The sequence below is a fragment of the Streptosporangium sp. OZ121 genome (assembly GCF_051918885.1).
In the GTDB taxonomy this organism is placed as follows: domain Bacteria; phylum Actinomycetota; class Actinomycetes; order Streptosporangiales; family Streptosporangiaceae; genus Streptosporangium.
This window is the reverse complement of record NZ_JBPXMC010000009.1, coordinates 78,284-102,924: the sequence shown is the minus strand read 5'-3', so window position 1 is coordinate 102,924 and position 24,641 is coordinate 78,284. Positions and strand designations below refer to the sequence as shown.

19 protein-coding genes are annotated in these 24,641 nt (G+C 70.3%); 8 read left to right on the top strand and 11 right to left on the bottom strand.

Annotated elements, in window-relative coordinates:
- Positions 1–74 precede the first annotated feature (74 nt).
- Together ACTOQ1_RS18550 and ACTOQ1_RS18545 are read left to right on the top strand one after the other, a co-directional pair.
- Positions 75–446 carry an STAS domain-containing protein gene (locus tag ACTOQ1_RS18550; protein ID WP_440068695.1) on the top strand — a complete coding sequence of 124 codons (372 nt, stop codon included), beginning with the start codon at positions 75–77 and terminating at the stop codon, positions 444–446.
- 730 nt (positions 447–1,176) lie between these two features.
- Complete coding sequence (locus tag ACTOQ1_RS18545; RefSeq protein WP_440068693.1) at positions 1,177–1,500, top strand: helix-turn-helix domain-containing protein; 324 nt, start codon at positions 1,177–1,179, stop codon at positions 1,498–1,500.
- A 6-nt stretch (positions 1,501–1,506) separates the two neighbouring features.
- On the opposite strand, the gene ACTOQ1_RS18540 is transcribed toward ACTOQ1_RS18545, so the two are convergent.
- Positions 1,507–2,511: a transglycosylase SLT domain-containing protein gene (locus tag ACTOQ1_RS18540; protein ID WP_440068691.1), complete on the bottom strand. Its 1,005-nt coding sequence runs from the start codon at positions 2,509–2,511 to the stop codon at positions 1,507–1,509.
- Positions 2,512–2,729: 218 nt separating this feature from the next.
- Positions 2,730–2,855, bottom strand: coding sequence for a hypothetical protein (locus tag ACTOQ1_RS18535; RefSeq protein WP_440068689.1), 126 nt, complete (start codon positions 2,853–2,855; stop codon positions 2,730–2,732).
- A gap of 211 nt (positions 2,856–3,066) precedes the next feature.
- Here ACTOQ1_RS18535 and ACTOQ1_RS18530 point away from each other — a divergent pair, with 211 nt between their 5' ends.
- Entirely contained in the window at positions 3,067–3,642 is a 576-nt protein-coding gene (locus ACTOQ1_RS18530) for a DUF305 domain-containing protein (protein WP_440068687.1), read from the top strand.
- Positions 3,643–3,723: 81 nt separating this feature from the next.
- On the opposite strand, the gene ACTOQ1_RS18525 is transcribed toward ACTOQ1_RS18530, so the two are convergent.
- Complete coding sequence (locus ACTOQ1_RS18525; protein WP_440068685.1) at positions 3,724–4,566, bottom strand: hypothetical protein; 843 nt, start codon at positions 4,564–4,566, stop codon at positions 3,724–3,726.
- Positions 4,567–4,616: 50 nt separating this feature from the next.
- A complete protein-coding gene (locus tag ACTOQ1_RS18520) occupies positions 4,617–5,348 on the bottom strand; it encodes an SDR family NAD(P)-dependent oxidoreductase (RefSeq protein ID WP_440068683.1) in 732 nt (243 codons plus the stop codon).
- 200 nt (positions 5,349–5,548) lie between these two features.
- Here ACTOQ1_RS18520 and ACTOQ1_RS18515 point away from each other — a divergent pair, with 200 nt between their 5' ends.
- Entirely contained in the window at positions 5,549–6,412 is an 864-nt protein-coding gene (locus tag ACTOQ1_RS18515) for a helix-turn-helix domain-containing protein (RefSeq protein ID WP_440068682.1), read from the top strand.
- Positions 6,413–6,558: 146 nt separating this feature from the next.
- Here the strand turns inward: ACTOQ1_RS18515 and ACTOQ1_RS18510 are convergent, their stop codons facing one another.
- The 6 genes from ACTOQ1_RS18510 to ACTOQ1_RS18485 form a co-directional block, all read right to left on the bottom strand.
- Positions 6,559–8,727, bottom strand: coding sequence for an alpha-galactosidase (locus ACTOQ1_RS18510; RefSeq protein ID WP_440068680.1), 2,169 nt, complete (start codon positions 8,725–8,727; stop codon positions 6,559–6,561).
- Between the two features lie 26 nt (positions 8,728–8,753).
- Positions 8,754–9,653 carry a carbohydrate ABC transporter permease gene (locus ACTOQ1_RS18505; RefSeq protein ID WP_440068678.1) on the bottom strand — a complete coding sequence of 300 codons (900 nt, stop codon included), beginning with the start codon at positions 9,651–9,653 and terminating at the stop codon, positions 8,754–8,756.
- The gene (locus ACTOQ1_RS18500; protein ID WP_440068677.1) at positions 9,646–10,584 is read right to left on the bottom strand and encodes a carbohydrate ABC transporter permease; all 939 of its coding nucleotides are present in this window, start codon (positions 10,582–10,584) and stop codon (positions 9,646–9,648) included. The genes ACTOQ1_RS18505 and ACTOQ1_RS18500 overlap by 8 nt, the downstream gene beginning before the upstream one ends.
- 5 nt (positions 10,585–10,589) lie before the next feature.
- The gene (locus tag ACTOQ1_RS18495; RefSeq protein ID WP_440068675.1) at positions 10,590–11,858 is read right to left on the bottom strand and encodes an ABC transporter substrate-binding protein; all 1,269 of its coding nucleotides are present in this window, start codon (positions 11,856–11,858) and stop codon (positions 10,590–10,592) included.
- Positions 11,859–11,931: 73 nt separating this feature from the next.
- The gene (locus ACTOQ1_RS18490) at positions 11,932–14,514 is read right to left on the bottom strand and encodes a glycoside hydrolase family 97 catalytic domain-containing protein (protein ID WP_440068673.1); all 2,583 of its coding nucleotides are present in this window, start codon (positions 14,512–14,514) and stop codon (positions 11,932–11,934) included.
- A 244-nt stretch (positions 14,515–14,758) separates the two neighbouring features.
- The gene (locus ACTOQ1_RS18485; RefSeq protein ID WP_440068671.1) at positions 14,759–17,380 is read right to left on the bottom strand and encodes a glycoside hydrolase family 97 catalytic domain-containing protein; all 2,622 of its coding nucleotides are present in this window, start codon (positions 17,378–17,380) and stop codon (positions 14,759–14,761) included.
- 782 nt (positions 17,381–18,162) lie between these two features.
- Here ACTOQ1_RS18485 and ACTOQ1_RS18480 point away from each other — a divergent pair.
- Positions 18,163–19,062, top strand: coding sequence for a ParB N-terminal domain-containing protein (locus tag ACTOQ1_RS18480; RefSeq protein ID WP_440068669.1), 900 nt, complete (start codon positions 18,163–18,165; stop codon positions 19,060–19,062).
- Between the two features lie 678 nt (positions 19,063–19,740).
- On the opposite strand, the gene ACTOQ1_RS18475 is transcribed toward ACTOQ1_RS18480, so the two are convergent.
- Entirely contained in the window at positions 19,741–20,460 is a 720-nt protein-coding gene (locus ACTOQ1_RS18475; RefSeq protein ID WP_440068668.1) for a TetR/AcrR family transcriptional regulator, read from the bottom strand.
- Positions 20,461–20,593: 133 nt separating this feature from the next.
- Here ACTOQ1_RS18475 and ACTOQ1_RS18470 point away from each other — a divergent pair, with 133 nt between their 5' ends.
- The 3 genes from ACTOQ1_RS18470 to ACTOQ1_RS18460 all read left to right on the top strand — a co-directional run bounded on the left by ACTOQ1_RS18470 (position 20,594) and on the right by ACTOQ1_RS18460 (position 24,633).
- Positions 20,594–21,583, top strand: a complete 990-nt coding sequence (locus ACTOQ1_RS18470) for an ABC transporter ATP-binding protein (protein ID WP_440068666.1) — start codon at positions 20,594–20,596, stop codon at positions 21,581–21,583.
- On the top strand, positions 21,576–22,373 hold the full coding sequence (locus ACTOQ1_RS18465; protein ID WP_440068665.1) for an ABC transporter permease: 798 nt from the start codon (positions 21,576–21,578) through the stop codon (positions 22,371–22,373). The genes ACTOQ1_RS18470 and ACTOQ1_RS18465 overlap by 8 nt, the downstream gene beginning before the upstream one ends.
- A gap of 1,354 nt (positions 22,374–23,727) precedes the next feature.
- A complete protein-coding gene (locus ACTOQ1_RS18460; protein WP_440068663.1) occupies positions 23,728–24,633 on the top strand; it encodes a 3-hydroxyacyl-CoA dehydrogenase family protein in 906 nt (301 codons plus the stop codon).
- Positions 24,634–24,641 lie beyond the last annotated feature (8 nt).

The following is a 24,641-nucleotide window of genomic DNA, read 5'->3' as shown; positions in this document are numbered from 1 at the left end:
GGGGATGGGCATTGCCGCTCGTTATCGGGGTATCGCGGGGGTCCGCCATCGGTACGCGGCCAGGGAGGGCTGAGGTGGATCGTCACAAGCAGGCGTTGTGGGTGCGGGTGACCCATCGCGGGCACTGCAGCGTGCTGGAGGTGGGCGGGCACCTGGACTTCATCACCGCCCCCACGCTCACCCGACACGTCGACGAGGTCTGGGAGCTGAGCGCCGGCCCCCGCCTGGTGCTGGAGCTGTCACAGCTGACCTTCTACGACTCCACGGCCCTGGGAATCCTGGCCAGCACCCGGCAGCGCATCCAGGACACCGCCACCGGCCGGCTCCTGTTCGCGGGCGTCCCGGACGGCCTGCGGCTTCTGCTGCGACGCACCGGCCTGCTGCCCCGCTTCGAGCTGCGCGACAACGCCGAACAGGCCGTCGCCGAGCTGCTCTCCTCGAGGTGAGGAGCCGCTCCTACCTTCACGAGAGTGGAAAATCTGTAGTGGTCGATGTAGACATTCGTATCGAGCAGGGGTATGGTTTCTGACATCGCAAGGAACGGATCCACCAGGGCAGCGCAGGACTCAGGCATCACGACGAGCTGCCCGGACGAGCGTGGACAGCAGGAGACAACGCGGTAGGGCCGCGAAGAGGGGCAGAAGGTCGGACGTGCCGGGGCCGAGCGGTTGAAGGGTCCCGACCGTGGACGCGCTGCCACGGCAGTAGCGGTGAACGAAGTCGCGACGTCGGACGTGCCGGGGCCGGCACAGCAGGTGAAGGGTCCCGACCGTGGGCGCGCGGTTGCGGTAAGTGACGCATGAGATCGAAGAAGCACACACAGCGAAGGGAGTGTTGAACGCCATCAGGATCGCCCGTTGACGGCTGATGTTCCGCCGCACGGGTACCGCAGTCCCACGGATTGGAAGGTGGTCTACGGTCACGCATACGCGATCCCCGCACACCCGTCCCCATCGGGCGGCCGGTGCGGAAGAAACGGATCGGCCCCAGGGCCGATAGATGGTGTTGAACCTCGCGGGCCCCGGCGCATCAAGGCGCCGGGGCCCCTGTCGGCATTTCGGGAAGGTTGTATGGATCAAGCAGTGATGACGTCGGCCGTCCGCGCCGAGCTCGGGCTCCGCGGCACCGCCGGCAAGGCTGAACCGGCCCCCCGGGTCGCCGCCGCGGGGAGGGCCGATGGGCTCGGGTGACGTCTCCGGTCACCGGTTCGACGACGAGGACTACCCCGCCTACAGCATGGGCCGGGCCGCCGAGATGCTCGGCGTCACCCCGGCGTTCCTCCGCAACCTGGGCACCGCCAAGCTGATCGAGCCGCAGCGCTCCGAGGGCGGCCACCGCCGATACTCGCGCTACCAGCTACGCCTGGCCGCCCGCGCCCGCGAGCTGGTCGACCAGGGCACCGCCCTGGAGGCGGCCTGCCGCATCATCATCCTGGAGGACCAGCTCGCCGAGGCCCTGCGCATCAACGCCGAACTCCAGCGGAGCCGCGACCGCCAGTGAGGAACCTCAGCCGCCGGGTGTGAGGCCGGGGCCGGTGAGGCGGCGGTCTCCGCGGGTGGTGACCACGAACACCTGCCAGTTGTAGTAGGCGTAGTAGTTTCTGATGTCCTGCTTGATCTGGCGGGCGTGCAGCAGCACCGCGTCGACGTACGCCTGGGAGTGGTTGTAGGCGTACAGCGCGCGCCGGTAGTCGCGTGGCGCCCCCGACGCGTGCAGGTAGTTGGCCGCGGCGAGCAGGGCGTCACGGGTGTCCTGGATGTCGCCGCCCATCCCGTAGGCGGCCCATGTTCGCGGCATGAACTGCATGGGCCCCTTGGCGCCGGTGTGGCTCGGCGACCGCACCCGGCCGAACTTGGTCTCGACGAACATCACCGCCGCCAGCACCTCCCAGTCGACGCCGAACCGCCGCTCGGCATACCGGAAGTGGCCGAGCAGGAAGTCGGCGGGCTTGGGCGGCTGGACGCGGAACTTCGCCGCTCCGCTGATGGGCCGGACGAGGGAGCGCAGGTCCCGGCCGGCCGTCACGTTGTCCCTCGCCTGCCCGGCCAGGGCCTTCGGCAGCCTGGCGTAGGTGCGGGAGGCGACCTTCGGGTTGAGGACCAGGTAGCGGTAGATGCGCTGCTGGTGCAGGGCCAGCAGCACCACCGGCTCGGGGGGCCGCCCCTTGGCGGGGTCGCCCTCGCGTCTCCAGCCGTCGATGGCGCGCCGGAGCTCCGCGGTGGTGGTGGTGAGGGAACGGGCCAGTCGTGACGGGTCGGTGGGAATCGCCGCGTCCGGGGCGGGCAGAGCGGGTGCCGCCTGGCCCGCGGGGGTCTGGCCCGTGGATTCCGCCGCCGGCGGCGGTGTCGTCTTCGGGGCGGCGGCGCTCTGCGAGGCGGCGTCCCGCGCGGCACCCGTTGGCGAGGCGGCGTCCTGCGGGGCGTTCTGCGGTACGGCGTTCTGTGAGGTGGCGCTTTGTGAGGTGGCGCAGCCGGAGATCGCGACGACCAGGCCGACGAGCGAGGCGACCATCGGCCTCCCGCGCGACCGGCCCGCGCGCGTGCCCCGCGGCCTGACCTCCGAGACCTCCGGGCACGCGGGCGTCGTCCGCCCGCCCGGCCGGTGGCCACGCTCCGGCCGTGAAACCTCCGCGTGCTGATCGTTCATCGGCCCCAACGTACCCGAGCGGTGGCCTCCCGGGCCGCTTTCCCGAACAACGGGACTCGTCGCGGGGGGAGAGATCAAAGCCGTCAGGCCGGGCCGGCGCGGGCGGCCAGGACGCGCCGGCCGTACTCGTTCGTGTGCACCCGGGTCCGGGTGCGGCGCATCCGGCCGGCGAAGGCGCCCTCCTGAGGGTCCCTTTCCGGCGAGGACATCCGGGAACCTGGACGAACATCCGGCCCTCCGGGGCTCCCACCTGGGCGGCGACGTTGATCGGCGGCTCCGGGAAGGACTTTGGTCCTGACCTGATGCGCCAAACAGCCCTGTTTCCGCCAAGAGTGCCGGATACATCCTGATATGTGGGGATAACTGAATCTTTACCCGAAGGGAGGGGGCATGGGGCCGGCGACAACAAAGATCTTGTTCGTGTTGATCCTGATGATCGTGGCGTTGGCGGGTGTCACCGTGGCGGCGGTGATCGATGACCGCCTCTCGCCGGCCCAGCAGCCCCGCCCTCCAGGGAACTCGGACGAGCGCGGGACGAACGACATGGTCGCGACCGGCGAGCTCGACTATCTGGCGCGGATGGTGCCCCACGATCAGGAGGGCGTCACCGCCGCGAAGCAGCTCCGGCGCTCCAGCACCCCGGAAATACGCCGGCTGGGCGCGACGATCGTGGCCACGCAGAACGCCGACGTCGCCAGGATGAAGGCGTGGCTGGCCAAGTGGTATCCAGGGCGCGCCACGAAGGTCGACTACCAGCCGATGATGCGCGATCTGTCGAACCTGTCGGGTGACTCACTGGACAAGGCGTTCCTGAAAGACATGATCTCGCACCACAAGGCGGCGGTGATGCTGTCCCAGCACCTGCTCAGGCACGGGCTCGCGCGACACGAGGAGGTCGCGGCGTTCGCCCGTGAGGTGAGGGACACCCAGCGTGCCGAGATATCCCAGATGCAGCGTTTGCTGAAGACCAGCGGGCAGGACGGACGTCCCGGCTGATCACGCCGGCCGGGCGAATGGCGGTGGCAGGCCCCGTCCCCCGGGCCTGAGAGTGCCCGCGAAGGGCGTTCCGCCGGTCGCTCATCCGTTCCGCCGGTCGTTCATCCGTTCCGCCGCCAGTACCAGCCGCCACGTCAGCTCCCCGGAGGGCGGGACCACCGCGGCGTCCCCCGGCCCCGCCTCGGCCAGGTCGAAGACCGCGCCGAGCATCGGCTCCACGCCGATGCTGCGGTACGGCGCGCGGGCGGGGAACCCGCCGAGGTTGCGCCACAGCGCGGTGGACACCGGCACTCCCTCGGGCGCCTCCACCCGCAGGTGGAGGACGTCGGGGCCGTCCACCACCCGGACGGCGGAGCACCGGAGCACGGCTCCGGCCGCGGTGCCGTCACACGGGCCGAACCGGCCGAGCGGCAGGCCCAGCGGGTCGGGCCAGCGGCCCTCCAGGTAGGGGGCGCCGGAGGGCCAGGGACGGGCGAGCATCTCCGCGGCCTCGGGAAAGACCCTGGTGGGAGTCTCCGCCGGGGCGACGAGCCGGGCGTCGTCGCCGAGGTCGAGCAGGGCGTGGGCGGCCCAGACGAACGCGTACCCCGGGTCGGCCGACAGGCGGTACTCGGCGACCACCGCCCCGGCCTCCTCGGTGACCCCGCGCCGCAGTTCGAAGCCGTCACCCTGTACGAAGCCCTCGCCCGCCGACCCGCTCCAGGGGCGGCTCCACGCGTCGCCGTGGTCGGGCAGGCCGCGCACCGTGGGAAGGCACTCCTCCAGGCCGCCCGCGTCGACGAAGTCCATGCCGGGGACCACGCCCTCCCGGGCGGGGTCGGGGCGCGACCACAGCCACTCGCGGCCGCCGCCGGCCAGCGACGTCCACCTGCCACCGCGCTCGAGGTCGAAGAGGGGGCGCAGCGGAACCGGGACCGTCGCCATCCGGCGAACCCCTTCCCGGCCGTCCTGATCTCCCGCTCGATTCCGGCCGGTCACGCGGAGTCCTTCACCGCGCTCCAGCCGCCGTCCACGACCAGGCACGCCCCGGTGACGTACGAGCTCTCCTCGCAGGCGAGGAAGGTCACCGCGGCCGCCACCTCCTCGGGCCTGCCGAAGCGCGCGGCGGCGGTGCCGGCCACGCTGCGGAGGCGGTCCTCCTCGCCGATGCCGTCCCAGGCGGGGGTGAGGATCGGCCCGGGGAGCACGGTGTTGACCCGCACCTCGGGGCCGTACTCCACGGCCAGCTGGCGGCCGAGCGACACCAGGCCGCCCTTGGCCGCGGCGTAGGCGGGGTGCGCGGGCAGGCCCGCCAGGGCGTGCACGGAGGAGCTGAGCACGATGGTGCCCCGATTCGCCCGCAGGAGCCCGACACACGCGTGGACCGCCAGGTACGTCGCGGTGAGGTTGACCGCGATCTGCCGGTCCCAGTCGGCCTCGGCCAGTTCGTGGGCGGGGGCCCGCGTCACCACGCTGGCGTTGCTGTGCAGCACGTCGAGCCGCCCGAACTCGGCCCGCGCCACGTCCGCGATCCGCCGCCAGGTGCGGGCGTCGGCCACGTCGCCGGTGATCGCCAGCACTCCGGGCCGGTCGGGGCCCTGCCCGGCCAGGTCGACCGCGATCACTCGCGCGTCCTCGGCCAGGAAGCGGTCCACCACCGCGGCGCCGATGCCGGAGGCCGTGCCGGTCACCACGGCCACCTTGCCGGACAGCAATCCCCGTCCCATGATCTACATCCCCCAGATGGTGGGGAGCCCGCCCGGCTGGACGGTCTCCACGATCGGCCGAGCACGCGAGTCGTCGTTCCTCGCGGACCGGTCACGTCGTCGTTCCTCGCGAACCAGTCAACACGCGGCGACCGGCCGCGAGGAATGTCCATTACGCGGCACTACCTGGACAATCCGATGACGTGTGCCATACTGCTCCCGTGCCGATCCAGGAGGGGTTCCTCAACCAGCGGCTCACCGTCGTGCCGCGCCGCGTCGTCGCCGAGGCGCACGCCCGGCCGGTGACCAGGCGCCTCATGGTCACCGACTGCGGTTACTATCCCAAGGCGGCAGACCACCTGATGACAAGGCCGAACGGCACCGAGGAGACCATTCTCATCCTGTGCGCGGCCGGCACCGGATGGGCGAGCGTCGGCGGCGCCCAGCACCGCGTCGGGTCGAACGCGGCCCTGGTGATCCCGCGCGGCGCCCCGCACTCCTACGGCGCGTCCGCCGACAACCCCTGGACGATCTGGTGGTGCCATCTCCGTGGCAGCGACCTGGCCGAGCTCGTCGAGGAGATCGGCGCGAGCGTGTCCAGGCCGGTGATCCCCATCCGGCGCCTCGACCGGGCGGTCGCGCTGCTGGACGAGATCGTCACCATCCTCGAACGCGACCACTCGCCGGCGAGCCGGATGGGGGCGGCCGGCGCGGCGTGGAAGCTCCTCACGCAGATCGTCGTCGACCGCGCCATGCCGGCACCCGGTGACCCCCTGCAGCGGGCGATGGCCTACCTCGCCGAGCGGCTGGACAGCACGGTCCGGGTCGCCGACCTGGCGTCACTGGTCGGCGTCTCCCCCTCCCACCTGAGCGCGATGTTCCGCCACGCGACCGGGGGAGGGGTGCTCGCGCACCACACGGCGCTGCGGATGGCGCAGGCGCGCCAGCTGCTCGACACGACGGACGCGACCGTCGCCACCATCGCCCGCGAGGTCGGCTATCCCGACCCGTTCTACTTCTCCCGCCACTTCAAGCGGATGCACGAGGCCAGCCCCACCGAATACCGCAACCGCGCCAAGGGCTGAGCCCGGGGCGCTCTCCCGCGGCCCGCGAGCCCGGCAGGGCGGCCCGCGTCACGGCGTCGCCGTCCGGCTCACGACGCGAGCCGGCAGGGCGGCCCGGGGACACGACGCCGCCGCGGGTCCGGGAGGCGAGGCGACCGCCGCCCGGGTCACGGCGTCGCCGTCCGGCTCACGACGCGGATCAGCACCGAGCGGTCCACGTCCAGCGACGGCGCCTCGACGCCGACGAGCCGCAGCACCCGTCCGGGCAGGGTCACGCCGTCGTACTGCCACGGCGGGAGCACGGCGCCGGGCGCGAGCGCGGGCGAGGTGCCCGGGTGGACGGCCTCGACGGTGTAGGTCCGCTCGTCGTCGAGCCCGGGGAGCCGGACGCGTCCCGGCGGCCAGGTCGCCGGGCGCTCGACGACGCTGAACGCGTACAGCGCCTCGCTCCGGTCGCCCGCCACGACACCCTGCAGGCGCAACGCCGCGTCGGCGAGGTCGGCGTGCACGACCTCACCCGAGTGCAGCAACGCCCGGTGCTCCTTGTGGAACGCGATCCACCTCCTGAGCGCGGCGCGGGTCTCGTCGTCCATGGTGAGCAGGTCGACCTCGACGCCGAGGTGCCCCCACAGCGCCTTCTCCGCGCGGTAGTCGAGCGGATGCGTGCGGTGGGTCGTGTGCGTCTCCTCGGCGGCGATGTGCGTGCCCTGCATCTCCGGGGGCACCAGCAGCCCGGTCCAGCGCTGGATCTCCAGCCGCTCGTGCGGGTCGTTGCAGTCGCTCGGCCAGACCCGGTCGGCGTACTCCAGCACGCCGAGGTCGACGCGGCCGCCGCCGCTGGCACACGACTCGATCTCCAGCCCCGGGTGGGCGGCCTTGAGGTCCGCCATCAGCCGGTACGCCTGCCGGACCTGCTCGCGCACCCCCGGCCGCCCGTCGGGGCCGTGCCCGGCGTCGAGCAGGTACCGGTTGTGGTCCCACTTGACGTACGCGATGCCGAGCGAGCCGATCAGGGCGCTCATCCGCTCCAGGAGGTGGGCGTACGCGCCGGGGTGGCCGAGGTCGAGGACATGCTGGTGGCGGGAGGGCAGCCCGGGGCCGTGCCCCGCGTCGAAGATCCATTCCGGGTGCTCGCGGGCCAGGTCGGAGTCGAGGTTCACCATCTCCGGCTCGAACCAGAGCCCGAACTCCATGCCGGCCTCGCGCACGCGGGCGACGAGCGGTTCGAGGCCGTCCGGCCAGACGGCCGGGTCGACCGTCCAGTCGCCCAGCGAGGTGGTGTCGTCCCGGCGGCCGAGGAACCAGCCGTCGTCCAGCACGAACCGCTCGGCGCCGATCTCCGCTCCGCGCTCGGCGAGCGCGGCCAGGGTCGCGAGGTCGTGCTGGAAGTAGACGGCCTCCCAGGTGTTCAGCACGACGGGCCGGGGCGAGCGAGGGTGCTCGGGGCGCGACCGCAGGTACCGGTGGAACCGCGAGGCGAGGTCGTCCAGCCCCACTCCCCACGAGCCGTACTGCCACGGGCTCCGGTACGAGTCGCCCCGCCCGAGCACCACCTCGTCCGCGAGCAGCGCCTCTCCCGCCGCCAGGTGCCTGGTGCCCGCCGGTGTCCGCTCGGCGGCGAGCACCTGGTTGCCGCTCCAGGCGAGATGGGTCGCCCACACCGTCCCGTGCCGGAACCCGAACCCCTCCTCACCGGCGACGAGCAGCATCGTGTGTTCGAGCCCCGGCTTGCCGCCCCGCGAGGCCCTGACCCACTCCCCGACGTGGAACGGGCGCCGCTGCGGCACGCGTTCGAGCGCCCAGCGGCCGGTCAGGTCGAGGACCTCCGACGCGTCCGGCGGCACGGGGAGGGCCATCTCCAGGCCACCCACGCGGTACGGCGTCTCGGCGTCGTTGGTGATCCGGGCCCGCTGCCGTACGAGCCCGCCGGCGGCGAGCACCTGGATCTCGATGTCGGCGGTCAGCCCGTACTCCGGGTCGCGCGCCGTGCCGCGCAGCACCGGGCCGCCGTCGGCCTCGCCGTCGAGGTGGTACGTCGCGTGCCGGAACTTCGGCGCCCAGCGGCGGCCGTCGCTGTCGCCGACGAGCCCGGGGCGCCCGAGCCAGCCCTCCGCCAGCTGGGGGAGCACCGGGACGGGCTGCGGGTAGGTGACCGCGCTGTCGCCGATGGCCGGGAGCGCGGCCCGGTGCAGGTCCGCCAGGGCGCCGTCCTCCAGCGGGCCGAGGTCCGCCCCCCAGTGCAGGACGCGCGGGAGCCGGCCGCCGTCGACGGCGACGACGAGGCTGGTGCCTCCCGCGCGCAGGTGTACCGGTACGTCGTTCGTGGTGTCGTTCACTTTATGATCTTTACCCATCTTTTCCGTCATCCCTTGAGCCCGCTGCTCGCGATGCCCGCGAAGAACTGCCGCTGCAGGAGCAGGAAGACGATCACGAGCGGGATGGAGCACACGAACGCCCCCGCCATGAGGGTCGGGTAGTCCGTACCGAACTGTCCCTGCAGCCCCGCCAGCCCGACCGGCAGCGGCCGGTTCTCCCCCGAGGGCGAGACGATGAGCGGCCACAGGAGGTCGTTCCACGAGTAGAGGCCGGTCAGCACGGCGAGCGCGGCGAGCATCGGCCTGGCCATCGGGAGCATGACGTACCAGAACACCTGGAAGGCGTTGGCGCCGTCGAGCCGCGCCGCCTCCTCGTAGTCCTTCGGCATGGTGAGGAAGGCCTGGCGCATCAGGAAGGTGCCGAACGCCGAGAACAGGCCGGGAACGGCGAGCGCCGGCAGGGTGTCCAGCATCCCCAGGCCGCGGATCAGCTCGTACTGGCCGATCAGGAACAGCTGGCTCGGCACCATCAGCATCGCGATGAACAGGCCGAACAGCAGGTTGCGGCCGCGGAAGGGGATGCGGGCGAAGGCGTACCCGGCGAGCGCCGCGACCGCGAGCTGGCCGGCGACCCGCAGGACCAGCGAGCCGACAGAGACCGCGAACATCGACCAGAACGGCACGGTCGTGAAGAACGTCGCGAACGCGTCCAGGCCGAAGCTCTCCGGGAGGATCGTCGGCGGGATCCTGGTCGCCTCGGCGGTCGACTTGAAAAGGGTGAGGATCTGCCAGACGAACGGCACCACCATGACGACGGCCGCGATGACGAGGACGACGTGGATCGGCCAGGTGGTGCCCGCCTTCCCGCGCCGCCGGGGGCGCGGCCCGGGACTCCTGGCGGCGGTGGTCTTGGTGGCGGTGTTCTCGACAGTGGTGGTCTCAGCCATAGAACACCCACGATTTCTGGAGGCGGAACTGCAGGGCCGTGGCGATCATGATCACCATGAGCAGCACGATCGCGATCGCGGCTCCGTAGCCCTGGTCGAACTGGACGAACGCCTTCTCGTAGAAGAGGTAGACGATCGTCTTGGAGTCGGCGAGGGCGGTGTTGTTCACCCCGCGCAACATGACGAAGATCAGGTCGAACATCTGCAGGGCGGCGATCACGTTGAGGATCGTGACGAAGAAGATGCTCGGGCTGAGCAGCGGCACGGTGATGTGCCGGAACTGCCGCACGCGGCCCGCGCCGTCCAGGGCGGAGGCCTCGTAGAGCTCCTTCGGGACGGCCTGCAGCCCGGCGCCCAGGATGATCAGGTTGATGCCCAGGCCCATCCAGATGCCGGCCACGCCGAACGCGTAGATCGTGAACCGGGGGTCGGCCACCCAGAACTGGCCGGGGACGCCGAACCACGACAGCACCGAGTTCAGCAGCCCGAAGTCGCCGTTGTAGATGAACCGCCAGACCATGCCGATCGCGACCGGCAGGGTGACCACGGGCAGGAAGAAGAGCACCCGGTAGACCGCGCGCCCCCGGCCGACCTGCTCGATCAGCGCCGCCAGCACGATGGCGAGCGGGATGCCGAGCAGGATGATCGCGGTGTAGAGGGCGGAGTTGCCGAACGCCTTCCAGAAGTCCTCGTCGCCGACGAGGTTCGCGTAGTTGTCCAGCCCCACGAAGGTGGCGGGCCCGAACGCCGGAACGTCCTGGAAGCTCTTGATCATGGTGGACAGGAACGGCCACAGGTAGAGGGCGGCCAGGCCGATCACCGCCGGGGCGACGAACGCGGCCGCCCACCAGCCGCCGGGCTCGCCGACGCCCGTGCGGCGGCCGGCCGGCCGCCGCACGGGCTCCGTCGCCCTCACGGGCTTCGTCGTCACGGACGTCATTGCTTCGCGAGCACCTCGTCGACGGCGGCCTGGTACTCCTTGGCCGCCTCCTGCACGGGCTTCCTGCCGTCCCACGCGGGAGCCAGATACTCCGCGGCGAGCCCCTGCCACTCCGACGCGTTGCCGGCGACCGGGAGGGGGACGCTGTACTCGATGGCGTCGATGAACACCTGCAGCTTGAACTCGGGCATCGCGTCGAGCCACGGCTGCTGCGTCCCCTTGTACGCGGGGAGCACCGTCCCGGTGGCGGCCTGGATCTCGGCGGCCTTGGTCCCGCCGAGGAAGGCGAGGAACTTCTTCAGCTCCTCCGGGTGCTTGCTGCCCGCGTACCCGGCGTTGCCGATGCCGCTGGTGACGGTGGCGCGCTTGACGCCCTGCGGCAGTGGCGCGACGTCGACCTTGCCCTTCAGATCGGCGTTCTTGTGGAAGCGGAAGGCCCAGTACGCGCCGGAGAAGTACATGGCGACCTTCTGGTTCTCGAACATCGAGACGGCCTCGGTGTCCGACAACTGCTGCAGCGTCGGCGACGACCCGGCCGCCTGCAGGTCGGTCCAGAACTTCAGACCGGCGACGCTCTCCGGGCTCGCGAAGCCGGACGCGGTGCCCTCGCCGTTGATGATTGACCCGCCGGCCTGCAGGATCGTGTTGTAGTAGCCGCCCTGCGGGTCGATCGGCGCCGCGACGCCCCACACGCCCTTGGCCTTGTCGGTCAGCTTCTCGGCGGCGTCCTGCACGTCCTGCCAGCCCCAGGTGTCGTCCGGGTAGGCGACCTTCGCGGCGTCGAAGAGCGCCTTGTTGTACCAGATGCCGTTGGTGTCGAAGTCCTTCGGCAGCGCGAACAGCTTGCCCTCGTAGGTGTAGGAGTCGGTGACGGCCTTGGGGTAGACGCCCGTGTCGATCCCGGCGGCCTTGACCGTCTCCGACAGGTCGAGCAGCTGGCCGCCCTTCGCGTACTCGCGGAAGTGGTCGGCGAGCATCCAGAACGCGTCGGGCGCGGTGCCGCCCGCGGCGCCGACCTGGAGCGTCGACCAGTACTCGGTCCACGGCAGCGTCTGGACCTTGACGGTGATGTTCGGGTTCGCCTTCTGGAACTCCGCGGCGATCTGCTCCATCGCGGGAGTCTGGTCCTCGCTCCAGTTGGCGTAGGTGAGGGTGACCTTCTCGCCCGGCGCGGCACCCGACCCTGACCCTGATCCGGACCCGCAGGCCGTGAGAAGTGTCGTCGCCGTGACCATCGCCACGGCCGCCATCCACGTGCTTTTCATGGTGTTCCTCTGGTTGTGCCGTTGATCGTGCCGCTGATCGTGTTGTGCACCGGTCGCCGTGATCGGCGCGGTGTCATCGGTTCGTGGGTGGGACGTGCAGGGTCGTGCCGACCCAGTCGACGTGCACGCCGGCGTCGTCCGGTGTGGCCGCCTCGCTGCGCAGGCAGAGGGTCTGGACGCCCCGCACCTCCACGCCGAAGTCCGTGACGGGCCTGCCCGCCTCGACGACGGCGGTGAACAGCTCGACACCGTCGCCGAGGACGCCGACCCTGGCACCGCCGGTCGACTCGTCGTCGACCCCGACCGCGCCGGTGAACGTCTCCACGCGCCCGCCGAGGTGGAAGCGCGCCTCCGAGTACGGCGCCGTGCCGAGGCCGCGCTCGAACCCCTGACCCGCCACGCGCATCGGCCGGCCGTCGCCGGGGTTGCCCGCCCCGTTCGACCGGTCCCGCTCGACGGGCCCGTCGTCGTTGACGAAGGCGATCATCGGCAGGTCCGAGAGGGCGTGGTCGCCGGGCGTCAGGGGGCGCACGACACGCGCGTGCGAGACAACGGGCACCTGACCGTCGCCCTCGCCCTCGCCGTCCCGCTCGATCGTCACGACGCCGAGACGCCCGGGGCGCAGCGAGGCGTCGGGACGGACGGCCCAGCCGGTCTCGCCGACGCGCTCGGCCGACCACCCGGGGGGAAGGCGCAGCCGGACCCCGGCGTCGGTCGTGATCGACGCGGTCCCGTCCGCGCCGACCTCGGCGACGGCCGGGTACACGGCCGGTGCGGCCCGACGCGGCCGGGGCGCGGCCCGGAACACGCCGGTGCCCGCCGGGGCCACGATGGCGACGAACCCGCCGTCGCGGGCGACCTCGACGTCGATCGCGTCACCGGCGGTCGTGGTCGTCTCCGCGAGCCCGGTCGCCGCTGTCCGGTCGGCCTTCTCCGCGAGCCCGGTCGCCGGCGCCTCACCGGTCATGGGCGACGCGTCGCCGACGATCCACACCTGGGCGTCCGCCCCCACCCCGAGCACGCCGAGCGGCACGCGGATCGTCCGGGCCTCCCCGGTGGCGATGCCGCCCACGAACCACCGGTCGCCGGCCCGGCGGGCGATGACCGCGTGGCTGTCGGGGTCACCCGCCAGCAGCACCGTCTCCGTCCAGTACGGCGCGAGCTCCGCCAGGAACCGGGCCGCGAGCGGGCGTCCGGCGTAGGCGTCGACATGATCGGCGAAGTGGGTGATCCCGCATTCGAACGCCACCGACAGCCCGAGCTCGTGGCCGTCGCTGGTCGTGCGGTTCGCGGCGCCGAACGCGACCGGCGTGGCGTCCATGCCGCCCACGACGTTGCGGGTGAACGGCTGGACGACGTTGTGCGCGGCGGTGAGCGCCTGGTTCTCGAAGAACACGTAGTACTCGGCGCCGCGGATCGCCTCGTACCCGATCACCTGCGGGAACGTGCGCGCCCAGCCGCGCGGGATGACCGAGCCGTGGAAGTTCACCATGAGGCCGAGCCGCGCGGTCTCGGCGAGGATCGTGTCGTACCAGCGGTAGCGGTCCTTCGACTCCGACTCCATGAAGTCGACCTTGATCCCGGCGACGCCCCAGGACCGCCACAGCGCCAGCCTCCGCAGGTCCTCCGGGCTGTTCAGGTCGCGCCAGATCGTCCACAGGTGCACCTGGACGCCCCGGCCTGCGGCATAGGAAACGATCTCCGGGACCCAGGTCTCCTCCCACCCGCAGTCGATGAGCAGGTGTTCCCAGCCAAGGTCGGCGGCGACGTCGACGAAGTGCTTCTGCTTGTCCAGCTGCGCGCCCGAGTAGAAGTCCGACCACCACGACCAGGCGGCCCGCCCCGGCCGGACCCACGCCGCCTCCTCCAGCTCGGGAGAGGCCGCGGGCGCCAGCTCGTCGACGAGCAGCGAGGACACCAGCTCCGGCAACGTCCCGACGAGGAAGACCCGCCACGGCGTGACGACGCCGCGGGTGACCTCGACGCTCTCGTCGGCGAGGACGAACCGCAGCGTCCGCCCGCCGCCCTCAAGTCCTCCCGCCTCGGGCTCGCCCGCCTCGACGTGCGCGCCCGCGAACCGGCCGTCGATCCCCGACTCGGTGATCAGTACGTGACTCTCCGCGTCCAGCCGGGCCAGGAACGGCAACCCGTACGCGCCGCTCGCCAGCTCGGCGCTGTCGACCCCGGAGCGGGGCGTCTCGTACCAGGTCTGGTAGTCGAGCACCCAGCTCCGCGACCCGGCGGGAAGCGTGACGGCGGTGCGGTCACCCGTGACGCGGGCGGTCCCGTCCAGCGCGGGCAGCGCGTAGCGGACCGCGACGCCGTCACGCGCGACGCGCAGGACGACCTCCCATTCGACGCCGCCGGCCTCGCGGAAGGCGTACACGCTCTCGCGGTGCTCGTAGTCGTGCTCGCCGGCCGACTTGCCGGAGCGGGCGCGGAACCGGTCGCGGACCGTACGCTCCGAGACGCGCACGAGCTCCGCGCCCGCCGTCCCCAGCTCCGTGCCGTCGAGCACGAACCCGAGCGGGACCCGGTCGAGGACGACCTCCTCCCGCCGGGTGACGGTCAGCCGCACTCCCGCGCCGGCGTTCTCGACCCGGGCGTCGACCGGACCCGCGTTCGTCGCGGTTCTGGAGCGTACTTCGTCGGTCACCACGTTCTCCATCAGATGCCGTCCGGCTGCTCGGGCGGTGGGGGAGCCACCGCCACATATCAATGACGCTATCGGCCGGGTGATTCTTCGTGAAATGGGCTTTCGCAGGTAGGGGATGGACGATCCGACGGTGTAGGCGGGGCGGCGCTCCGTCAGGCCCGCACCGCCGGGCGGGCGGTCACCGCCCCGCCCGGCTCGCGTCGACACGCGGACCGCCGAGTCGGCGGTCACCGCCCCGCCCGGCTCACAGCACCGTGCCGACCGAGTCGACGGTCACCGCCACTCCGGACGCTTTCTTGAACACGATCGTGTTCGCGCCCGGGTTCAGCGGGAGCCCGACGGTCGCCGTGGCGGGGGTGTCGTCGCTCCCCGTCGCGTGCAGCGGAACGGTGATCGCGGCTCCGCCGTTCACCACCACCTTGATCGAGCCGGCGGTCGCCGACGCGTAGTCGATCCGCACCGTCTTGTCGCCTGCCGAGACGGCGTCGACGCGCACCGAGAGCGACCCGTCCGCCAGCCCGGACACCCCGGCCCCGCCCTCGCAACCCGAGCACGCGTCCACGGTGGCGCCGCCCTTCCGGGTGTTCGCCGGCGCCTCGGCCTGGACCGTGCGCGCGATCGTCAACGCGTCGATGTCGGGGGCGTGGGCGCCGTCGTTCAGGAACGTGACGGTGTTCGCGCCGGCGTTGAGCGGCACGTCGAGCGACCACTTGCCCACGTGCTCCCAGCCGCCGGAGTCCTTGACGTTCTCCGTCGAGACGGTGGCGCCGTTGACCTGCACCTGCACAGAACGCGGGTCGCCCGAGGTGTAGGTGAAGGTCAGCCGGTGGGTGCCCGCGGTCGCGGCCGTCACGCCGTTGAACCGCACCGAGCCGCCGGCCCCGAGGTCGCCGACCTTCTGCCCGCCGGAGCATCCCTTGCAGGCGTGGATCCCGGCGGCGCCGCCGCGCGTGTTGGCCGCGCTCTCCGCCTCGTACCGCGTGTCACCGGACCCGATCTTCGGCAGGGGGGTCTTCGAGATGTGCACCGAGGTCCCGCCCGTGGCGATCATCGGCAGGGAGAGCGTGGTCGCGCTCGTCACGGCCTGGGTCGACGTGGTGAGCCGTCCCGAGCCGTTGTCCGAGAAGATCGTCGCGGTGTACGTGCCCGAGCCGAGGAACGACAGCGGGACCGTGGCGGTCCTGGCCGGCGACGTCATCGCGCCGACGAACCAGTCGCCGCCCGAGCGGCGGGCGACCGTGATGTGATCTCCGGGGAACCCCTCGACGACCTTCGTCTCGTCCCACGTCGTCGGGAGCGCGCGCATCAGGTGACGGCCGTCCCACTGCTCGTAGGCCGCGGCCGAGTCCGCGTAGTTGACCATCGCGGAGGTGTACACGACGGCCTGCGCGAGCGTGTGCCCCTGCGTGAGGATCGACGCGTTCTCCGAGATCATCGTCGGCGTGTAGTCCATGCCGCCGAGCATGTTCCGGACGAACGGATAGGTGACGTCCTGGCGGGCGGTCGTGGGCGGCGGGTACAGGTAGTGCTCGGTTCCGGCGACCGCCTCCGTCGTCACCAGCCACGGCCAGGTACGGTTCTCGCCGCCCGGCTTGGTGTTGCCGTGGAAGGTGATCATCATCTCGTTGTCGCCCGCGGCCTTGCCGATCGACTGGTACCAGCCCATCGCCTCCTGCGAGTCCCGCAGGAAGAAGTCGACCTTGAGGCCCTTGACGCCGTAGTCCTTGTGCTCGGCCATCAGCGCGTCCGCGACGGCCGGGTCGGCGAACGGCTCGGCGTTGACCCAGGCGAACATGTCCACCCCGCGCCGCTTGGCGTAGGACGAGATCTCCGGGAGGTCCGCCGCACGGTCGTAGCAGCAGTCCATGGTCACGTACTCGAAGCCCATCGACTCGGCGAAGTCGACGTACTCCTTCTGCTTGTCGAGGTCGGCGGCGCTGTCCCCGTCCGCGTACCACGACCAGGCGGCGCGCCCCGGGCGCACCCAGGAGGCGGCGGTCGTCGCCGGCGGGTTCAGGTGCTGCACCAGGTCCGAGTTGTAGAGCGGGTCGACGCCCTTCGCGATGATCGCCACCCGCCACGGCGTCTGGAACGGGTACGTCGCCGAGATCGGGAACGCCTGGTCCGGCGTCCGCTCCAGGTTCAGCAGCCCGTCCCCGGCACCGCTGCCCTTCAGCAGGGACGGCACGTAGGAGGCGTTCGCGTTCACCACCTCGGCCTCGGTGATCACCGTGAAGTACGCGTTGTCGTCGATCGACGCCAGCAGCGGCATGGTGAGTTTCGTACCGGAGTTCAGCTGGGAGGCGTTCCGGTAGGTGTAGTCCTGCTCGTAGTTCCCGTTCCAGGGGGCGGCCCATCCGCCGGTCGTCGTCGGCAGGCGCCACCCGCCGGTCTCGTCCGTGATCGACACCGCGCCGCTCCCCGGCAGCCGGTACCGGTAGGCGACGCCGTCGTCGTAGGCACGGATCACCAGCTCCAGCGTCCGGCCCGATTTGGCGTACCGCAGCACCAGCTCGTTCGCGTGGTCGCGGTACGACGGCTTGGTCCCGGCGGGCAACGTGTAGGTCGTGTCGATCGACCTGCGCGACTCTCCCGCGAAGCCGAGACCGGACCGCAGGTCGACCGCCGAGGTGGCGATGCCCAGGGGCGACTCCCCGAAGACCGAGGTGCTCCCGGCCGTCACCGCGAACGTCAGCGCTCCCTGCGCCTGCTCGGTGACGGTGAAGGTGATCTGCCCGTTCGGCGAGCTCACGCCGCGGGTCGTCAGCGCGAACGCGGGGGGCGTCGCGAGAAAACTGAGGAGTATCGCCGCCATGGCCAGCACGGCGATCAGGACTGGGCGGTGAGGGCCGTTTCGCTGCGGCATTTCGCCTCCGGTAAGGAAGGGGGGCTGGACTTCACCAGGGTGTATCCGCTCAGGTGAGGTAACTATGAGCCCAGCTGGAGGCCGCAGGAATGGTGGAACCGGTGGACTGGCTGGACGATCCGACTATTTGTCGGCGTGCCGCGGAGGGGCAGAGGGCGGCGCGAGCCCGGCACGGAGTCAGAGCACCGGATCGAAGGAGCGATGGCACGACCGGCAGGAGCCGATCGCACGGATCACAGGGGCAGGACCCCGTCGGCGCGGGCACCGGCTCCTGAGCCCTTGACGGCCGAACCCGGCGGAGCGAATGCCGCCGAACGGGAGGGCCGGGAGAGCCCTGATGTCGGACACCTCTGACCTCTGGTAACGGCGCTTTTCTGACTTCAGTGGTTTGGTATTCCCTTACTCGCGCCGTCATGCGCGTGGATGAACCCTTTTAAGGCATCCACCTGCCGGAACCCTGGATGAGAGGCGAACGGGCCGGCGTAGAGCCGAGACTCCTGGACATATCCGAGGTCTTGATATATCCCGTTAATCATGACATTGTCTGATCAACTGGGGCGTACTGGGGCGTACTGGGGATGTCTCTCGGCGGTGGTTCACAGGGGTATGACGCATCCCGGAGATCGCACGACGGTGGTAGCTCCACTGGAAGTAGGTAAGGGGAAGAATTGATGGACTCTGCGAATGCAGAGAAGCCGGTACAGCTGCATGTGCGTCGTCTCGACTCGAGCCGAGACAAGTCTTTGTCCGAGGTAGCCAAGATTCCGATAAGCCGGATCAAGGTGCCGAGCACGCTGCGGGCGGCAGGGGAGAACCTGCGACACATCAATTCCCTGGTCGAGGTGTACGCCGACCTGCCACCGATAGTGGTCCATCGAGAGACGATGACGGTCATCGACGGCGTGCACAGGCTCAGGGCCACCCAGCGCAGCGGCGCCGAGTTCATCAGCGCCGTGTTCTTCGACGGTGACGAGCGGGAAGCCTTCGTGCTCGCGGTCAAGCTGAACAGCAGCCACGGGCTGCCGCTCTCGCTGGCCGACCGCAAGGCCGCGGCCGTCCGCATAATCGCGGACTTCCCCGACTGGTCCAACCGGCTGTTGGCCGAGGTCGCGGGCCTGTCGGACAAGACCATAGCCGCGCTCCGGCGGAAGTCGGGTGCGGAGATTCCGCACCCGGCCACGGCACGGATCGGGCGGGACGGGGTGGCTTACCCGGTCGCGGTGGGCGAGGGCCGCAAGCGAGCCCTGGCGTTCCTCGCGGCGAACCCCGAGGCGTCCGCGCAGGAGGTGGCGCTCGCCGCGGACATCTCGCTGACCACGGCGAAGGACGTGAGAAGGCGAGCACGCCATGCCGGTGGGGATCCGGACAACGGGTCGACCCGGGGTGGTGAGGCCGGTGTCCGGGGGCCCGCGAAGGTTCCGCCGGGGCATGTGGACCTGTCACTGGCGGTCCAGCGCCTGCGGGCCGACCCCTCGCTCCGGCTCACCGAGGTGGGCCGGAAACTGTTGCGGAGTTTGGACGTCTCGGCGGAACAGCCGGACAACTGGTCGACGATGGCGCACAGCCTGCCGATCCACTGCGCGCCGATAATCGCCGAAGTGGCACGGCACCACGCCAAGAGCTGGCAGCTCCTGGCGGAGTCGCTGACGGAACGCATCAATTGCCCTAACACTGCCGTTTAGCTGTTGAATCGGCTCGGCCGACGACATCCCGACGCCCTGGGCGGTTTCGATTTCCGGTCCGGAACAGATGTCGTGCGAGCGGGTGACGGCGCTGGTCGTCGGTCGTTCTTGTCCGGCCCTTCGGCGTAATTCCAGCCGACGCCGCTGTGAAAGGCGGTCGAAACGGATTTGAACTCGCGGTGAACTTTTCGCCGCGGGAATCATGGATTCAGCTCGCTGGTCGGATGAGCGGATTCCAATCTGACGCGGCAGGTCACGGATCCGTTGTGGATCGCCGGTTTTGGTTCTGACGTAAAGAAGCCTTCGGTGGAAGGGTCGTCGACCGAGATCATTCTTTAACCAGGGCTTCGTGTCCCTGCCGCGCCGCCTTCGGCGTGCCGGACCCTGAGGTACCTCGCAGGCGTGTCGCTGTGCGTGCCGGGTCCGCGCGACACCGAGCAGGTCCGCCTGGGCCGGTCGCAGCGCGGCCCGGCGCGGGCCCGCTCGTCCCTGACCCCGCCTCGTCTTTGACCCCGGCCTCGTCTTTGACCCCGGCCTCGTCCCTGACCCCGCCGAGATCGATCTCCACGTTGACCTGGGCGGTGCCGGCCGCGGCGGCGACGTCGGTGACGGCATTTCTCCACGACGGCCTGCCGGACAGGCCGGGCATCCCGGGGGTCGAGCGATCGGGGCGCGAGCTCAGGCGTCGGGCGTGTCCTGGGTGAGCCGGCGCACCCGCTCGACGTCCGGCAGGTGCGAGGCGTGCCCGTCCCGTGCCGGCGACGGATCGTTGGCGGCGCTCGCCGGGTCCACGAGCCGACGCAGGCCGGTACGCAACAGCGCGCCGTCGGCAGAGGCGATGCCGCTGAGCGCGAGCACAGACATTCCCTGGTCGAGCGCGGTCATGAGCTGTGCGACGTCGTCGGCCGGGAGGTGCTCGCCGTCCGGCCGGCTCGCGGTGGCGACCCGTCCGTAGGCGTTGAGCAGCACCTGGACCCGTGCGCGAAGCAGGTGGATCAGCGTGTCGTCGCGGGCGGCGGTCGCGATGAACTCCAGCATGGCGAGTCCGAACCCGCGCACTATCTCCGCCGCGTCCTCGCCGGGGCCGGTGCCCGGCTCCGGCCGGTCGGGGCCGGGCGCCTCGGGCGTCGCGAACGGGTCCCAGTCCTCACCGCGAAGCGCTTCCAGGTTGTGGTCCATCGCCGCGAGGAACAGCTCGGCCTTGCCCTCGAAGTTCGAGTAGACGGCCCCTTTGGAGAATCCCGCCTCGTTGGCGATCCCCTCCAGGCTCGCTCCGTGATAGCCGTCCCGAGCGAACGCCACCAGCGCCGCCACCGTCAACGCGTCGCGGGTCTCCCTCTTCTGCTCGGCACGGCTCCGCCGTACCCGGGGCGCGGTCGTCGAGGAGCGTTGATCCATGTCCGCATCCTAATTTTTTCGTACCAACAGCATTGCGATACTGATGGAATTCGAATACCGTTGGGATCTAGGTATCGTGGGTATCTCGGTATCGTAGTGCCCGGGGGCGTTTCGGGGTGACGGAGGATCACTTGTGAGTGACGCGGTGTTGGAGATCGAAGGCCTCACAAGGAGGTTCGGCTCGGTCGTCGCGAACGACGGGGTCGGTCTGCGGGTCAGGGCGGGAGAGGTGGTCGGGCTGCTGGGGCACAACGGCGCCGGCAAGACCACGCTGGTCTCGCAGATCGTGGGCCTGCTCAAGCCCGACAGCGGGTCGATCCGGGTGGCCGGCGCGGACGCGATCGCGGATCCGGCGACGGCCCGCCGCTGCGTGGCGCTCCAAGCCCAGTCGCAGGCGCCGCTGGACGGCCTGACGCCCAGGACGGCGATCGAAATCGCCGGACGGCTGCGCGGCATGTCCCGCGCGGCCGCGGCGGCCGCCACGCGCACGCTCGCCGACGAGCTGGACATCCATGAGTGGCTCGATCGACGTGCCATGCCGGACGGCCGTGGCCTGTCCGGCGGCGTGCGCCGTCTGACCGCGTTCGCCATGGCCGCGGTCGCGCCCGTTCCGCTGGTCATCCTCGACGAGCCCACCAACGACGTCGACGCGGGCCGGCGGCGGCGCCTGTGGGACACCGTCCGCCGCCTCGGCGACGACGGCGCGGGGGTCCTGCTCGTCACCCACAACGTCGTGGAGGCCGAACGGGTGGTGGACGAGCTGGTCGTGCTCGACCACGGCAAGGTCGTCGCCGCCGGATCGCCGAGCGCCCTCCGCGGGACCGACGACCACGACCTGCGGCTCGAGCTCTCGCTGCATCCCGACGGCGCGGACCCGTCCAATCCCATGGCCGACATCCCGATCCCGGTCGCCCGCCGCGTCCGCGTCGGCCGGCGGGTGCTGCTGACCCTCGGCTCGACCGATGCCGAGGCCGCCGTCGCCTGGGCGACGAGGCTCCGTTCGAGCCGGCTCATCGAGGGATACGCGCTGGCCCCCGCCACTCTCGAAGACGTCTACCTCGCCGCCACCGCGGAAGCCACCTCGAGCACGGCCGTCACCTCGGAGGAAGCCGCCCATGTCTGAGGCAACCGTCTCCGCGCCCCGCATGCGCGTGCCTCGCGCCGTTCCGCCGCGCACCGGCCTGTGGACGACCTACGGGACCCTGCTGCGCTGGACCATGGCCCAGATCGGCGCGATGCTGCCGCTGATCATCATCGTCCAGGCGTTGCTCGCCGCCGGCATCATCATCGGCTTCGGGTTCCTCATCAGCGACATCAACACTCCCGCCGCGCAGTTCCTGTCCACGGGCACCCCCACCGTGCTGCTGATGGTCGTCGGCCTCGTGATGGTCCCCCAGGGCGTGGCGCAATCACGCACCAGTGGCACGTTCGCCTACCTGCGCGCCCTGCCGGTGCCGCGCCCGCTGCTGCTGCTGGCCGACCTGACGGTGTGGCTGGTGGTCGCGCTGCCGGGCATCCCCGTCGCGGTGTTCGTGGCGTGGCTGCGCTACGACCTGACCTACACCTTCGACTGGCCCCTCCTGATCGCCGCCTCCGTCCTGACCGCGGTGATGGCCACGGCGGTCGGCTACGCGCTCGCCGTGCTCCTGCCACCCCTGCTGGCCCAACTCGTCAGTCAGGTCCTCGTGTTCTTCGTAATGCTGTTCTCGCCGATCACCTTCCCGGCCGGCCAGCTGCCCGACTGGTTCAGGGCGGTGCACGACGTGCTCCCGTTCCGGCCCGCCGGCGACCTGCTGCGTGCCGGGCTGGTGTCGGGCGGCCAAGGTGTGAACTGGCCCGATCTGGCGGTGCTGCTGGTCTGGTGCCTGCTCGGGCTCGCGATCAGCGTGCGTGCACTGGTCCGCCGTGCCTGAGGCGCCCCCAAGGAGGCCGGCGACGGGCGGAGTCCTTCGCCGTCCGCCGCCGCGTCTGCCACGGGCGGCCGCCCATCACCCCGGGTTCCACGTGATTCGGCGGCCTGGAAACGCGAACGATAGGTATGACCTGGTCGGACATGGCTCAGGCCGCCTGGAGATCGTGCCCTAGGCGGTGTTGTTTCTGCTGGTCGGTGAAATGTGGGCTGGGAGGTATATGACCTGCTCGGGGGCGGGGATGTCGATCTTAGCAAGCGGGTCGCCTCGCGGCTCGGACAGATCGGCGACCTGCCGGAACGAGCCCGCGGGGTCGGCCCCGGTTCGGGCCGGCCCACCCGGCCGAGGATCTGGTCGACCCGCGGCCGCCGCCACGGGTGATCGAACCCGTAGGTGCCGCCGCAGGCGGCCGAGGATACGAACTCCAAGTCCGAGGAGGCCGTCGCCGTCAGGGCATCACCCGGTTCCGGCAGTCGCGACACAGACGCGACCGGACATTTGACGGTGTCGCGGTCCAGTTCGTTCTCACGGCCGAAGACGAACAGCGTCCTCGGTATCGTCAGGCCTTTCACCGGGCCCCACTCGTTATGCGCCGGATGCAGGTAGCGGGCCGTTTCGAATTTGTTCTCCCGCTCTTCATATAAGGCTCGGGCCATAAGTCGTCATGCCGGTCCTGTGCGGCTGAATCCAGAGAATCGCGCCTCTGTGCGCTTATGGCTTTCGGGGTCCACCCGAGCCCCTGATCTGCAGGTTCAGCGCGCCGGCCTCGCTGGAACCCCGAATTGCGTGAAACGCGGGATCAGGACAAACCCAGCACCGTCACCGCCAGTCTCTTTGCCAAACTCATAACGAGACTTCAATTGCTTTACTTGGCATGGATCCACACCTAGGATCTTCGAAAGCAGTGATCTGCGGCACAGGGCACCGAAGAGTGTGCGACCCGTGTCGTCCAGCTGTGATCACTTGATGTCGGGCACGAGTAAGGGGTGACGCCAGGCCTCCATCGAGCAGTTTTCCTTGGAGGAGAAGTGTGTGACGGGGGAAGTGCAGCCTTAATTCGGGGTGCACCACGTCGGGGAAGGGAAGTGTTGATCCTTTGACAATTTCCGGTACGTTTACTCACCTTTAGGGTACCCGCGAGTTCCACGGGTATTCGGCTGATCAGCCATCATTCTCATCATGGTCACATGGTTGGCGTGGCGTGCCGACGGCGCCGATCATGCACCACAACTCTGCACCGGTACTTTCCGGCATCCGCAGTCCACGTTCAGTGGCGCCCCGTTGTCACGGCTGCCGCCGATTGGACGTGTCCTTGCGTGTGCCCACCCATGGGGTGACGACTCAAGAGGTAAAGAGCATGGCAATGGTTGGAGTAATTGGCGCCGGTGTTATGGGCAAGGACATCGCACTCACCTGCGCGGCCCGCGGATACGATGTCGTTCTTTGCGACAGCGAAGAATCGGTCCTGGCGTCCGCGTCCGGACAAATGCGTCGGCTCATCAAGAAATACCGGATGATGTCGACGGACCTGGCGGAGTGGAATGCCGATGAAATCCTCGGCAGAATCACCTGCAGCGCCGGCCTCGCGCAACTGGCCGGCGTGGACTGGATCGTCGAGAACATCGTGGAGAACCCGGAGGCCAAGCGGGAACTCTATCTCCGGCTCCGTGACGTGTGCGGAGAGGAGGCGAGGATCGCGGTCAACACGAGTTGCATTCCCATCACCCGGATCGCATCGCTCCTGCCGCATCCACATCAGGTGATCGGCATGCACTTCATGAACCCGGTCCCATTGATCGGCGGCATCGAGGTGATTCGCGGATATCACACGTCGGACGAGACGGTGAAGGCCGCGGAATCTTTCGCGACCTCCCTGAACAAGCAACCCATCGTCGTGAACGACATGCCTGGATTCGTATCCAACCGGCTGTCCCATCTCTTCATGAACGAAGCGGCCTTCCTGGTGCAGGACGGCGTCGCGGAACCGGAACAGGTGGACGCCGTCTTCAAACTCGGTTACGGGCACAGGATGGGGCCGCTGGAAACGGCGGACCTCATCGGCCTGGACACGGTGGTCAATTCGCTGGCGGTTCTGTACGACGAGTTCCAGGAAACCAAATTCCGCTGCTGTCCGCTGCTGAAGAAAATGGTGGACGCCGGGCTGCTGGGGCGAAAGAGCGGCCAAGGCTTCTACAGCTATACGACGCAGGCCGCCCCGGCGCCGGGCAGCGATGCGGGCCGGTCCCGAGTGGGTGCGATCTGATGCCGGAC

Coding starts and splice junctions, on each gene's coding strand:
- ACTOQ1_RS18545 (WP_440068693.1), top strand. CDS start 1,177: ATGGGCTCGGGTGACGTCTCCGGTCACCGGTTCGACGACGAGGACTAC.
- ACTOQ1_RS18540 (WP_440068691.1), bottom strand. CDS start 2,511: ATGGTCGCCTCGCTCGTCGGCCTGGTCGTCGCGATCTCCGGCTGCGCC.
- ACTOQ1_RS18535 (WP_440068689.1), bottom strand. CDS start 2,855: ATGTCCTCGCCGGAAAGGGACCCTCAGGAGGGCGCCTTCGCCGGCCGG.
- ACTOQ1_RS18525 (WP_440068685.1), bottom strand. CDS start 4,566: ATGGCGACGGTCCCGGTTCCGCTGCGCCCCCTCTTCGACCTCGAGCGC.
- ACTOQ1_RS18520 (WP_440068683.1), bottom strand. CDS start 5,348: ATGGGACGGGGATTGCTGTCCGGCAAGGTGGCCGTGGTGACCGGCACG.
- ACTOQ1_RS18505 (WP_440068678.1), bottom strand. CDS start 9,653: ATGGCTGAGACCACCACTGTCGAGAACACCGCCACCAAGACCACCGCC.
- ACTOQ1_RS18495 (WP_440068675.1), bottom strand. CDS start 11,858: ATGAAAAGCACGTGGATGGCGGCCGTGGCGATGGTCACGGCGACGACA.
- ACTOQ1_RS18485 (WP_440068671.1), bottom strand. CDS start 17,380: ATGCCGCAGCGAAACGGCCCTCACCGCCCAGTCCTGATCGCCGTGCTG.
- ACTOQ1_RS18475 (WP_440068668.1), bottom strand. CDS start 20,460: ATGGATCAACGCTCCTCGACGACCGCGCCCCGGGTACGGCGGAGCCGT.
- ACTOQ1_RS18465 (WP_440068665.1), top strand. CDS start 21,576: ATGTCTGAGGCAACCGTCTCCGCGCCCCGCATGCGCGTGCCTCGCGCC.
- ACTOQ1_RS18460 (WP_440068663.1), top strand. CDS start 23,728: ATGGCAATGGTTGGAGTAATTGGCGCCGGTGTTATGGGCAAGGACATC.